15 protein-coding genes, 2 tRNA genes and 1 pseudogene are annotated in these 11,838 nt (G+C 58.3%); 5 read left to right on the plus strand and 13 right to left on the minus strand.

What is annotated here, in order from left to right; all coding sequences use genetic code 11:
• Positions 1–1,129 (plus strand): annotated as a pseudogene (locus FP026_RS30400) (glycine-rich domain-containing protein); the annotation flags it as partial.
• Between the two features lie 13 nt (positions 1,130–1,142).
• Complete coding sequence (locus tag FP026_RS27865) at positions 1,143–1,781, plus strand: DUF3102 domain-containing protein (RefSeq protein WP_149637807.1); 639 nt, start codon at positions 1,143–1,145, stop codon at positions 1,779–1,781.
• A gap of 21 nt (positions 1,782–1,802) precedes the next feature.
• On the opposite strand, the gene FP026_RS27870 is transcribed toward FP026_RS27865, so the two are convergent.
• A complete protein-coding gene (locus FP026_RS27870) occupies positions 1,803–2,342 on the minus strand; it encodes a hypothetical protein (protein WP_149637808.1) in 540 nt (179 codons plus the stop codon).
• The gene (locus FP026_RS27875; RefSeq protein ID WP_149637809.1) at positions 2,339–2,557 is read right to left on the minus strand and encodes a hypothetical protein; all 219 of its coding nucleotides are present in this window, start codon (positions 2,555–2,557) and stop codon (positions 2,339–2,341) included. The genes FP026_RS27870 and FP026_RS27875 overlap by 4 nt, the downstream gene beginning before the upstream one ends.
• Positions 2,558–2,729: 172 nt before the next feature.
• Between FP026_RS27875 and FP026_RS27880 the strand changes: the two genes are divergently transcribed.
• Positions 2,730–3,323 carry a hypothetical protein gene (locus FP026_RS27880; RefSeq protein ID WP_149637810.1) on the plus strand — a complete coding sequence of 198 codons (594 nt, stop codon included), beginning with the start codon at positions 2,730–2,732 and terminating at the stop codon, positions 3,321–3,323.
• Positions 3,324–3,392: 69 nt separating this feature from the next.
• On the opposite strand, the gene FP026_RS27885 is transcribed toward FP026_RS27880, so the two are convergent.
• The 11 genes from FP026_RS27885 to FP026_RS27935 form a co-directional block, all read right to left on the minus strand.
• Positions 3,393–4,292 (minus strand): Abi family protein, encoded by a 900-nt coding sequence (locus tag FP026_RS27885; RefSeq protein ID WP_149637811.1) that lies wholly within the window; start codon positions 4,290–4,292, stop codon positions 3,393–3,395.
• A 349-nt stretch (positions 4,293–4,641) separates the two neighbouring features.
• Positions 4,642–4,717 (minus strand) — tRNA-Phe (locus FP026_RS27890).
• A gap of 196 nt (positions 4,718–4,913) precedes the next feature.
• The gene (gene yacG, locus FP026_RS27895; RefSeq protein WP_149637812.1) at positions 4,914–5,129 is read right to left on the minus strand and encodes a DNA gyrase inhibitor YacG; all 216 of its coding nucleotides are present in this window, start codon (positions 5,127–5,129) and stop codon (positions 4,914–4,916) included.
• A gap of 5 nt (positions 5,130–5,134) precedes the next feature.
• The gene (locus tag FP026_RS27900; protein ID WP_149637813.1) at positions 5,135–5,755 is read right to left on the minus strand and encodes a Maf-like protein; all 621 of its coding nucleotides are present in this window, start codon (positions 5,753–5,755) and stop codon (positions 5,135–5,137) included.
• 90 nt (positions 5,756–5,845) lie between these two features.
• A complete protein-coding gene (gene infA, locus FP026_RS27905; protein WP_004117876.1) occupies positions 5,846–6,064 on the minus strand; it encodes a translation initiation factor IF-1 in 219 nt (72 codons plus the stop codon).
• A gap of 142 nt (positions 6,065–6,206) precedes the next feature.
• A complete protein-coding gene (locus FP026_RS27910) occupies positions 6,207–6,689 on the minus strand; it encodes a low molecular weight phosphatase family protein (protein ID WP_149637814.1) in 483 nt (160 codons plus the stop codon).
• Between the two features lie 5 nt (positions 6,690–6,694).
• The gene (locus FP026_RS27915) at positions 6,695–7,168 is read right to left on the minus strand and encodes a UPF0262 family protein (protein ID WP_149637815.1); all 474 of its coding nucleotides are present in this window, start codon (positions 7,166–7,168) and stop codon (positions 6,695–6,697) included.
• Positions 7,169–7,171: 3 nt separating this feature from the next.
• Positions 7,172–8,470, minus strand: coding sequence for a histidinol dehydrogenase (gene hisD, locus FP026_RS27920; RefSeq protein ID WP_149637816.1), 1,299 nt, complete (start codon positions 8,468–8,470; stop codon positions 7,172–7,174).
• Positions 8,471–8,631: 161 nt separating this feature from the next.
• Complete coding sequence (locus FP026_RS27925; RefSeq protein ID WP_149637817.1) at positions 8,632–9,075, minus strand: DUF2948 family protein; 444 nt, start codon at positions 9,073–9,075, stop codon at positions 8,632–8,634.
• A 340-nt stretch (positions 9,076–9,415) separates the two neighbouring features.
• On the minus strand, positions 9,416–10,708 hold the full coding sequence (murA, locus tag FP026_RS27930; protein WP_149637818.1) for a UDP-N-acetylglucosamine 1-carboxyvinyltransferase: 1,293 nt from the start codon (positions 10,706–10,708) through the stop codon (positions 9,416–9,418).
• Positions 10,709–10,849: 141 nt separating this feature from the next.
• Positions 10,850–11,134 carry a hypothetical protein gene (locus FP026_RS27935; RefSeq protein WP_246665479.1) on the minus strand — a complete coding sequence of 95 codons (285 nt, stop codon included), beginning with the start codon at positions 11,132–11,134 and terminating at the stop codon, positions 10,850–10,852.
• A gap of 156 nt (positions 11,135–11,290) precedes the next feature.
• Between FP026_RS27935 and FP026_RS27940 the strand changes: the two genes are divergently transcribed.
• Positions 11,291–11,365 (plus strand) — tRNA-Thr (locus tag FP026_RS27940).
• A gap of 66 nt (positions 11,366–11,431) precedes the next feature.
• On the plus strand, positions 11,432–11,728 hold the full coding sequence (locus FP026_RS30885; RefSeq protein ID WP_348642340.1) for a DUF6538 domain-containing protein: 297 nt from the start codon (positions 11,432–11,434) through the stop codon (positions 11,726–11,728).
• Positions 11,729–11,838: the final 110 nt, after the last annotated feature.

Genomic DNA, 11,838 nt, shown 5'->3' on the forward strand with positions numbered 1-11,838 from the left:
GGCCCCGCCTTGGCGCTTACAAATCACGAAGTGGACGCAATGGCAGAACGCAGGTGGCCTCGTCGCCTATGATTCTGCCTTTTCAACAGCCATTGGTGGCTATCCCAAGAATGCTCTTCTCTCTGGTACGGCACTTGGGATCATCTGGCTTTGCACTGCCGACAATAATACGAGCAATCCAGATAGTGCTGGGGCTGGTTGGCTGAACGTTCCGACCGCGCTCGATCTTCTGACACAGAAATTCACCTATTATGTCGCCGGAGGCTCAGCGAATGCACTGACGGTCACTACGATCCCGGCGATCACATCCTATACGGCTGGCCTTAGTCTTTCGGTCAAGATTGCTACCACAAACACCAGTACAGCTACAGTCAACGTCGATGGTATCGGCCTTATAGCCATCACCCGCGCGGATCTTTCTCCAACGCAGCCTGGAGACCTTCAAGCCGGTGCTATCGTAGAATTGAATTGCGATGGTACTCAATTTCAAATCAACGGTTTGATCAGTTCTAACCTACCTTCCACTACTACGGTAACATTTGCCTCAAACACCACATGGACCCCGCCCACCGGCGTGACAAAAATTAAACGCGCCCGCGTATGGGGTGCCGGCGGCGGAGGCGGTGGTGCAAATGCCAATGCCGGAGCCGCCGGCGCTGGCGGCGGAGGCGGCGGTTATGCCGAGGGCATTAATTATGCGGTTACTCCCGGTACTCCTGTCACAGTCACGGTTGGTACAGGTGGGGCAGGTGGCGCGACTACACCAACATCTGGCGGCAATGGCGGCTCATCATCCTTCGGTGCCCTGATTTCCGCGACAGGCGGAACTGGCGGCGGTGGCGGCAACAGCGGTATTCAACCGGTGGGTTCATCTGGTGGCACTGGTAGCGGTGGGAATGTCCTAAACCTCAGTGGGCAAGCGGGTGGTACTGGCTACGGCGTCACAGGTGGCACGCTATCCGGTATTGGCGGTGGTACTTTCGCAGCACCATCTTCCGGCCCGAATGCGGGCACGGGTGGATCTCCAGGCGCATATCCTGGAGGAGCTGGAGCCGGCGGCGCGGGAACGGCAGGCAGCGGAAGTATCGGGGGCACAGGTGCCAACGGCCTCATCATCATCGAATATTAAGGCTTTGGTAGGCATGAAGCACAACGCCAAAGCCGAAGCGATCGTGCGCGAGATCTGCGCAGAGTACGATATCGAGATCATCCCTGGCAACGTCTATCCCATGCCCGGGCAAACCCGCGCCTTGGCGACCATGTGCCAGATCCTCGCGAAATACGGAGAAGGCCATTTCCGGCTCGTCATGACGACTTTGGGCGAGACGCGGGGAAATAACGCGCTCATCGAGCAAACGAGCCTGTGGGCCGTCTCTGACCTAATACGGGCCTGTCCAGATTGGGTGGAGAACAGAACCTCGGAATGGCTGCAGTGGTGGGACGAAATTCCGCTAGGACCGATCATTGCCACGATCAACCAGCTTCGCGGCGTCGTCCACCAGCGCCATGCCCTAGCCGGTGCTATTTACTGGCGTTTGTGTACCTATGCCCAGCAGCGCATGTCAGTCCAGGACACGGCTTCCACCATCAAGAACAAGGTTCCGGAAGTCGGCCGAGCTCGCAGCAATGCCAACCGTGAGCAGGCGATCGAGACTGGCCGGAAGCTTATCGAGATCAAAGGACGCCTGCCCCGTGGCGAATGGCTGCCGTGGATCGAGCAGCAATCTGGACTGAGCTACGGCACGGTGCACCGGTATATGCGGATGGCGAAAGCGGCTTAAAATCGGACGCCACGAGTTGACTTATCCCTGACGAAGGACCCCGATGATGTTAACTGAGCTGAACAGAAAACATAGACCGGACAGCAAACCAGAAGCGGCCGCCATCCACATCGTCGCGTTCACTGGATCCCTTGTCGATTGGTCTTGATGCCATTCGTCCGTCTTGAAGACCACAATCGGCTTGACTCTTGCCGAATAGAGCATTTCGGCAAATTGAAAGTTTAGCCACGCAAAGAAGCCGGCGACCAATGTAAGAAAAATTCCCGCAAGATGCCAACTCGCGCTTGTTATTAGGCCCACGACTTGATGCGGCTGGACCGCAGTTCGAAGTGCATTTAACGCGTATAGTGAACCGCCATGAACTGCTAGCAAGGAAGCAATGAGCCACTTGCCATATTCAACATGGCCTTGCCGAGCGTGATCGCGATATTGCTTCAAAAACTCATACCATTCACGGGCATGAAATTGATAGCGCTCGCGCCTTTTCGGATCGCTCCAGAGTTCTACAAATGGCGAATCATCGTCGAAGCGAGCCTGCGCTCTTTCTTCTTGTTCGCTCATCCGAATACCTTCTTCCAAACCTCTGGGTCAAATTCTTTGAGCTCATCGCTAATAGCGCGATCAATAATCTCGATCTGTTGTTGAAGCTCAATCACCACCTTTATTGTACCCAGACTGTCGCTCGTAGCGGCAATAGATGCCTTTTCCCGTCGCCGCTTTACGAGCGCTTCTCTAACAGCGCGCAAATTTTCGACATTCTTTTGCTGCTCGGACACCAGTCGCTCCCGCTTGGTAATTGTCGAATGCAGAAGCTATCAAAAGGTGCGCGAATGTCGATGGCGATATTTCGCCTAATCCGCGAATCCGATTTGTGGAAACCTTGGAAAACCTAATTTGTGATTCGCCCGTTTCCTTGGCCTGAGGCCCAATGCCGCCAGGAGATGCGCTATGTCGCTTGCCTATTACGCGCGAAATGCCGCTACGGCGGAACGAAACAGACGTCGGATGCGAAGAGAAGGTGTGACCATGAACGGATACAAACTCTGGACTGAAGAGGAAAAAGAAATCGTACGGCGGCTTTCGCCAGATTATGACGCGATTTGCAAACTCATCCCTTCAAGGAAAAGACGGTCCATCCAGCATATGGCATCAGCCATGGGCGTTGCAGGAGAAAAGCACCTTTACACTGCGGCGGAAATTTCGAAACTACGGCGTTTGTATTCCACCGCTACATGGCAAGAAATCTTAGAAGCGTTTCCCTTCTCGGACAAAGAGCGCCTAAAAGGCGTCGCAAAATACCATGGTTTCAGGCGCCCGCGGAAGAAATTCAAACTCACCGGCGATCAGCCGATTGATGCTCTTCTTGAGAAATGCGCGGCTGCCAACCTATCATTGGTAGATCTTGATAAAGAGTGCCGCACCAAGAACTATTTCCGTCACTGCAATTGGCGGAGCAAGCCCCCGAATTACACGCGCATCGTAAAAGCTATCAAACTGCTCGAAGGGCAGATGCGGGCTGAGTGGCCATCTGACGAATTTTGATAATGCATGTCGCATCGCATGCGCTCGAATAATTATGTTTTCCGCCGGTCTGGTGAACCTTCGATCGCTTTATTTCCACGCTGGAAGATTTTTCCAATCTACCGGAAAACCCATGGCTGCGGGATCGGCCAAGGGACACGAATTTACCAATTCGACAAGTTGCTGACGCCAATGGTTTCCGGGCGCAACGATACTCATCATGTAGCCGAGAACAGCAAGCGTATTATAGATGCGACCTTGACTAGCTTGGTTCATGGCAAGTTTTAAGCTGGCCGGGGATTTTGGCACGATCATTTTTACGGTGACTTGCTTGTTCCAAAGACGCCCGTGATGCGCGCAGATATTTCGAACGTAGGTCAGATGGTGGGCCAGCGAAACGAAAATTGTTTCGTCGAGCCCGTAGGTTTTTGCGACCGCCTGGCGATCAGGGCGATTTTTCAAATTGCTGTACCACATTGAGAGCTGCCCCAATGAGATGATCTCTGCGGTCATCCATATCGGCGGATGTTCCGGATCATCGTATTTGCTCTTGTAATGAACGATGAAGGTGTCTTTCGACCTATCCAGATCTTCAATCAACTTTGCGAACGCTTGGGCGTATCGGTCGGGGCGGTTGTAAAGAGCTGGCTCAAGGTAGCCGTGGGGGCCGTATTTCATTGCAAGGTGGTGGGCCCAACTTCCTCGCAGCGAAACCTCTACTCGTTCGATAGCATCCATCACGAGCAGCCGAAGGCGCCTGTCGAAAATATACAGGTCCAACACATTGTCGAAGGTGATGCCATCTTTGAATTTGTGCCCGCCGCTTGTCGGTGCGATATCTTCGAACGGCAGCCAGTAAGCGCGCAGACGGTAGTAGCTTATATGCTGGAGACAATGAGCCGCATGTGCATGATCTGGAACGGCCATTCCTCTCGCTTCAAGCAGAGCAATTTGATCAGCGATCGAGACGGACGGTTTTTCGAACTTCATGCCATTTCATAGGCGGATTCGAAGTCCTAGAAAAGGAAAACCCGCCGGGGTGCGCAGTTCCGAAACCAAGGTTTCGTCCGAGGCGTGGCGGGTGTTGTTAGGCAGAGATATGGCGCATGAGTCCTAAGAAAGCAATAAGAGGTGGCCACAAAAACGCGGCCCACGTGCCAAGCCTTTGATCTAGATTCAGAATTTTTTCATGTCGCGCTGCATGTTGCATGGATTCGCCGAGCGTGCCGGGAATCCCTCGGAAATGAACGGGAACAGCTCGCAACAACACGCAACACGAAATACCGAAAACTCACAGCACGCCACACATCTAAACTGCTGTTCTTATTGAGGTTTATAGTGGTGCCCAGAGCCGGAATCGAACCAGCGACACGCGGATTTTCAATCCGCTGCTCTACCAACTGAGCTATCTGGGCATCCGTGCTTCGCGTCTAAGAAGGAGCCTTGGAAGGCACCGGGCGGTTGGTTCGCCCCGGAAGCGAGCGGGGTTATAGCATCTTGTTCGGCCATGTCCAGCCGCAAATGACTCTTTTTTGACAGGAAATCGAACTTTGGCAATTCGCGAACAAAATGAAGGAGTTCGTAAGGTCGAGCGACGTTGGAAAGCGGCACTCAGTCCTGATCGGAGCCGTCCGCCTTCTTGTCGTCCTCGGTCACAGGAATCGCGTAGGAGCCATTGAGCCACCGCGAAAGATCGACGGAACGGCAGCGATCCGAGCAGAAGGGATAGTGTTCGCGCGCCGATGGGCGACCGCATTCCGGACAGGGGCGCGTCTTGCGCAGCGGCTCGACCTTCGAACCGACCTTGATCTCTTCAGCCTTCGTCATCAGCTCTATCCTTCCTGCCATCCGGCGTGGACATCGAATCCCTCGCCTGCGAGCAGCAGCATGGTCTCATAAAGCGGCAATCCGACGACATTGGTGTAGGAGCCGACGAGCTTCTGCACGAAGGAGCCGGCAAGCCCCTGTATGCCGTAGGCTCCAGCCTTGCCGCGCCACTGCCCGGAGGCAAGATACATTTCGATATCGCGGCCGGAAAGCCGCTTGAAGCGCACCTTGGTCTCGATCACCTTCTGGCGCAGCTTGCGGTCCGGCGTGATCAGGCAGATGCCGGTATAGACGACATGGCCGCGCCCGGAGAGCAGATGCAGCGCCGCGGACGCTTCATCGACGAATTCCGCCTTCGGCAGCATACGCCGTCCGACGGCGACGACCGTATCGGCTGAGAGAATATAGCTGCCCTGCCAGGCGGCGTCGCTCTTGATCGCGGCATACGCCGCCTCGCCCTTCTCGGTCGAAAGCCGCCGCGCCAGCGAGCGCGGATGCTCCGACTTCTTCGGCGTTTCGTCGATGTCCATGGGCATGAGGCGCGCGGGCTCGATGCCTGACTGATGCAGGAGCTCGACGCGACGCGGCGATCCGGAGGCTAGTATCAGCTTGTGTTTCAACGCCATCAGATCTCGACCTGTCATGCGGGAATGAGAGCCGGCTCCGGAGCATGATGCCGAAAATGTCGGCGGCATCCGGCTCCAGCGAGCGGCGGACTACTTGAAACGGTAGGTGATGCGGCCCTTGGTCAGGTCGTAAGGGGTCATTTCCACCAGCACCTTGTCGCCGGCCAGAACGCGGATGCGGTTCTTGCGCATGCGGCCCGCGGTGTGGGCAATGATCTCGTGCTCGTTTTCCAGCTTCACGCGAAAAGTCGCGTTCGGCAGGAGTTCGGTGACGACACCGGGAAATTCGAGGACTTCTTCTTTCGGCATTAAAGCTTCTTTTCCTGTCGGTTGAGGCCGGCGCCCCGGTTAAAAAGGCTGGGTCGCCGGAAATTTGGGCGGAAACTACACAATCGCCGCGGTTTTGTGAACCACGTTGATAAGGGTTTCTGCATTTGTTTCATTTGCAGCTCTAAAGCGAGCCGCGATGTTCCACAAGCCTGCTCTCGATGAGACCGAGAAGATAGTCCCGCACCCCGCGATAGGCATCCAGAACCTGATCGCGCGTTCCGTCCGTTGCGGAAGGGTCCATCGTCGGCCAATAGATGACGTCGATCGCGTTGGACCGCGTCAATTCCAGCGCGGCGTGATGCGCCTCGGGAGAGAGCGTTATGATGACGTCGAAGAAATCATCTTCCAGCTCCTCCATGGTCTGCGGCTGCCGCCGGCCGAGCGAAAGCCCCATCTCGGAAAGCACGACATCGACGAAGGGGTTGCGCTCGCCGGCACGCACCCCCGCCGAGGCTACATAGGTGCCTTGCGGCAGCATCTGCCGAGCGATCGCTTCGGCCATGGGCGAACGAATGGTATTCAGGCCGCACATGAAGAGGATGGCGCCAGGGGATTTGCCCCCGGACGACCTACCATTGTGCTCGATCGCCTGCGGCTCCTCCATCTCAGTCACCCGCGCCAGTAGAGCACGCACACGAGCGTGAACAGCCGCCGCGCCGTGTCGAAATCCACGCTGATCTTGCCGTTCAACCGGTCCATCAGCGTCTGCGAGCCTTCGTTATGGATGCCGCGCCGGCCCATGTCGATCGCCTCGATACGGCTGGGGGTGGCGGAGCGGATCGCCTCGTAATAGCTCTCGCAGATCATGAAGTAGTCCTTCACGATCCGGCGAAACGGCGTCAGCGACAGAATATGGGTGGCGACGACGCTGCCATCTTCCATGCGGATGTCGAAGACCAGCTTCTGGTCGACCAGCGACAGGTTGAGCAAATACGGCCCGCCCTGATGCCCGATCGGCTCGAAGCTGTTTTCCTCGATCAGGTCGAAAATGGCGACGGCGCGCTCATGCTCGACATCGGGCGTCGAACGGCCGATCGTGTCGTCCAGGACCACATCGCTCAGCCGGAAGACGCCCTTGGCCATGCCTTACCCCTCGAGATTGAGGCGGATCGCCACCGATCGCGCATGTGCATCCAGCCCCTCGGAATTGGCAAGCGCGATCGCCGCCGGCCCGAGTGCGCGAAGCTGCTCCGACCCAAGCCTGAGGATCGAGGTGCGCTTGACGAAATCCAGCACGGAAAGTCCGGAAGAGAAGCGCGCGGAGCGGGCCGTCGGCAGCACATGGTTCGAACCACCAACGTAATCGCCGATCACTTCCGGCGTGTGACGGCCGACGAAGATCGCGCCGGCATTGCGCACGCCTGAAACCAGCGGCTCGGGATCGTCGACCGCGAGTTCCAGATGCTCGGCCGCGATTCTATTGGCAAGCGGAACGGCCTGCTTCAGATCGGAGACCAGGATGACCGCGCCGAAATCGCGCCAGCTCGCCGCCGCCGTCTGCGAGCGGCTGAGCCGCTTCAACTGCCGCTCGACCGCCGCTTCCACCGCTTTGCCGAATTCGGCATCGTCGGTAATCAGGATCGATTGCGCGCTTTCGTCATGCTCGGCCTGCGCCAGAAGATCGGCGGCGATCCAATCCGGATCGTTGTTCTTGTCGGCGATGACGAGCACTTCCGAAGGGCCGGCGATCATATCGATGCCGACGGTGCCGAACACCTGCCGCTTGGCGGCCGCCACATAGGCGTTGCCGGGACCGGTGATCTTATAGACCGGCTTGATCGTCTCCGTGCCATAGGCAAGGGCCGCGATCGCCTGTGCGCCACCGATGCGGTAGATCTCCTCGACGCCGGCCATGCGGGCCGCGGCAAGCACGGCCGGATTGACGGCGCCGTCCTTGGTCGGCACGGCAATGACGACGCGGTCGACGCCGGCAACCTTGGCCGGCACGGCATTCATCAGCACCGAGCTCGGATAGCTCGCCGTGCCGCCGGGTACATAGAGGCCGACGGCCTCGATCGCCGTCCAGCGCGACCCCAAGCCGACGCCGAGATCGTCCTCATAGATATCGTCCTTCGGCAGCTGCCGGCGGTGATGCGATTCAATGCGGGTGGCGGCGACCTTCAGCGCGCCGAGAACCTCGGCCGGAACGGCGGCAACAGCCGCATCGACCTCCGCTTCGCTGACGCGCATCGGCGTCGTGGCGAAATCGATGCCCTCGAATTTCCTGGAATAGTGAGCAAGGGCCGCATCGCCGCGCGCGCGCACATCATCGATGATGCCGCGCACCACGGCATTCACATCCTCGGACACTTCCCGCTTGGTCGTCAGGAACGCGGCGAACTGCTGCTCGAACCCTTCCGACGCCTGATCCAGCCAGATAGCCAATGCTGAAATTCCCTTCCATCGAGGCCGCCTAAGCGGCCGTATCCAACCGTTACAAGCCTAAAGCGCGTCGCGATCTCTCAGATTCGCTTCTGGCACTTTAGGTCTTTGATTGTGCGCATGTCGTTGTCGCAAAACCGCTGCACACTTTTGCGCGACATGCTTTAGTTGCCCGCATCCGGATGCCGGGGCTTATGCGCCGTTTCCCACGCGCCGCCGATATCCGCGAGCTGAGCCTCGATGCATTCGACATCGAGCGCAATCGTGGCCTTGCCGGCAAGGGCAAGCTCGATCGTGCCGTCGGGCCCCTCGCCCCGCTGATCGAAGCGGATGGCGAGCAGCGACAGCACCTCGTCGCGGTTGCGCCGGTCGATGCCGTTCGAGCGCACGGCCTGCACGCGCTTGAACACCAGCGCGGAACGATGGCGTTCGTAAGGCTTGCTGCGCTGATCCGATTGCTCCCAGCCGAAACGGTTGGCCGCGAGCGAAAACTGCTCTTGCTTCGGCGCATAGGACATATCGCCGACCTTGAAGACGCTATCCTGCATATAGGCAGAGATGACATCCAGGTCCTCGGTGTCGAGTGCCATTAGCTTGAGATCGCTCATTCGTCCTTTATCCCCGATTACGCCACCAGAAAAACGCCCTAAAGCGGTTCAGCTTTTCACTGAATCTCTGAACCGCTTTGTTCCTTTGCTTTCTCGCAATTCCGGACGGAAAACCGCTACGCACTTTTCCTGGAATTGCTCTAGCGAAACGCCGTTTCCAGCGTTTCCCTTCTGTGGACATAAGATGCGAGCGCAAAAGACGCAACCGAAGAAAACGGGCTTGCCCGCTCTCTTGGCGCCATCGGATGGAATTAGGGCATGCCGCGCAAATCCGTGTCGCGGTTTTGCGACAGCGACAGGCACGAAAGCGGGAAACTATTCCGCAGGGTCGCGATAGGGCTTAGTCGCTGATGCGCTCGACCACGGCGCCGCAGCGCGTCAGCTTGTCTTCCAGCCGCTCGAAGCCGCGATCGAGGTGATAGATGCGCGACACCACCGTCTCGCCTTCGGCGGCAAGGCCGGCGATGACGAGCGAGACGGAAGCACGAAGATCGGTCGCCATCACCGGCGCGCCCTTCAGCTTCTCTACGCCCTCGATACGGGCGGTCTGGCCGGAAAGCGAAATCTTAGCGCCGAGGCGGGCCAGTTCCTGCACATGCATGAAGCGGTTTTCGAAGATGGTCTCGGTGATGTGCGAAATGCCGCCGGAGCGGGTCATCAGCGCCATGAACTGCGCCTGCAGGTCGGTCGGGAAGCCGGGGAACGGGTCGGTGACGACATCGACCGGCTTGATGCCGCCGCCGTTGCGCATGACGCGGATGCCGTTATTGGTCGGCGAAATCGTAGCGCCGGCGCGGCGCAGGCTTTCGAGCGCCGTGTCGAGCAGCGCCATATCGGTATTCTCAAGCGTGACGTCGCCGCCGGCCATGGCAACGGCCATGGCATAGGTGCCGGTCTCGATACGGTCGGGCAGCACGCGATGGCGGGCGCCGGAGAGCGAGGTGACGCCCTCGATGGTGATGGTGCTGGTGCCAGCGCCGGAAATCTTGGCGCCCATGGCGATCAGGCAGTTGGCAAGATCGACGATCTCGGGCTCGCGAGCGGCATTGCCGATGACGGTCGTGCCGCGGGCAAGCGTGGCCGCCATCATCATCACATGCGTCGCGCCGACGGAAACCTTCGGAAAGACATAGCGGGCGCCGATGAGGCCGCCCTTCGGCGCCGTGGCATTGATATAGCCGGCGTCGATATCCATGGTGGCGCCGAGCGCCTCAAGACCCTCGATGAAGAGATCGACCGGACGCGTGCCAATGGCGCAGCCGCCCGGCAGCGACACGCGCGCCTGGCCCTCGCGGGCGAGCAGCGGCCCGATGACCCAGAAGCTCGCGCGCATCTTGGCGACCAGCTCATAAGGCGCGGTCGTATCGACGATGGTGCGGCAGGTGAAATGGATCGTGCGGGAATAGCCGTCTTCCTGGCGCTCGCGCCGGCCGTTGACGGCGACATCGACGCCGTGATTGCCGAGGATGCGCATGAGCAGCTCGACATCGGCCAGATGCGGCACGTTTTCGAGCGTCAGGGTATCGCTGGTCAGAAGCGAGGCGATCATCAGAGGCAGGGCGGCATTCTTGGCGCCGGAGATCGGAATGATACCGTTGAGCTCGTTGCCGCCGACAATCCTGATACGATCCATATATGCAATACGGGCGAGGCCCGCCTTTCCTGATAGTTCCGGGCGCCAAGTTCAGGCGCCAGGTTTCGTGCACCTGGTAAAAGGCGCTCTTTAGACGAAATAGATTAACGCATCAATTCGTTTGATGATGGGCGACATCAATCATTGCGATTCGTCCCTTTTTGCGGCGGCATCCGCACTATCCACAGGCTTTGCGGCCGGCAGCCCATCCGTCTCGTCGGCCTGACCGGCGCGGCGCGCCCGCACCTGCTGCTTGCGGCGAGACAGATTCTCGCGCAGCTTCTGCGCCGCCCGCTCCCGCCGCCGATCCGCCTCCGTGACCTGCCTGCCGCCCACGGGCTCGCCCGCCGCATCGCCGACCCCACTGGACGCCGAACCGCCCCGCAAAGCCAGCTTGTCATCGATTTTCGTCTTGTCCGCACCCATGTCTTCCTCATAGCGGAAAACCTTAGGCGTCAAAAGACCGACACATTTTTTCCAACGATCTTTCAAAGAACTTGCAATTTGCGGCTTGCACTCCGCCCCGACCTATGGCAATAGCCGCCTCGCCCAATACGGCGCACTTCAGTGGCGCCACGGAATGCTGCTATAGCTCAGGGGTAGAGCACTCCCTTGGTAAGGGAGAGGCCGAGAGTTCAAATCTCTCTAGCAGCACCAGTTTTCCTTGTTGTTTCGCAAGGACTTACCAGAAAATCAACGGGTTACCGCCTCGCTTGCTCCTGCGTGCTGCTACAGCGGAGCAATAAACGACATGCCGCTGCCCCCGGCCTCATCAAACGCGGAAATGTCCATTGGTTTAGGTGTTCGATCCCGCGCGATATCAAAGATTCTTATCCCAAAACGGACGAAACGTTCTCGCTGAAATCCCGCGACTACCAGGAGGCGCTGAAAAAGCTTCGGAAAGCCTCTGCGGAGGTTGATGAGTGGTTCGAAGAACACAGGCTACGTCAGATGCAGCCATCGCCGCGCGGACCGGCCCTCGGGGAATGCTGCGTGATCAATCTTCATGATCCCACCTGATATTTTTGCGATGAAAACAATCGCGTAATAAACGCCTCAAATACTTCGCACCGATACTTCTCCAAACAGGGTTTCGACCGAATGTAACACCGAGAGACATTCAAATGGTC

This window comes from Martinezella tropici, assembly GCF_008370325.1.
GTDB classification, from domain to species: domain Bacteria; phylum Pseudomonadota; class Alphaproteobacteria; order Rhizobiales; family Rhizobiaceae; genus Rhizobium; species Rhizobium tropici_B.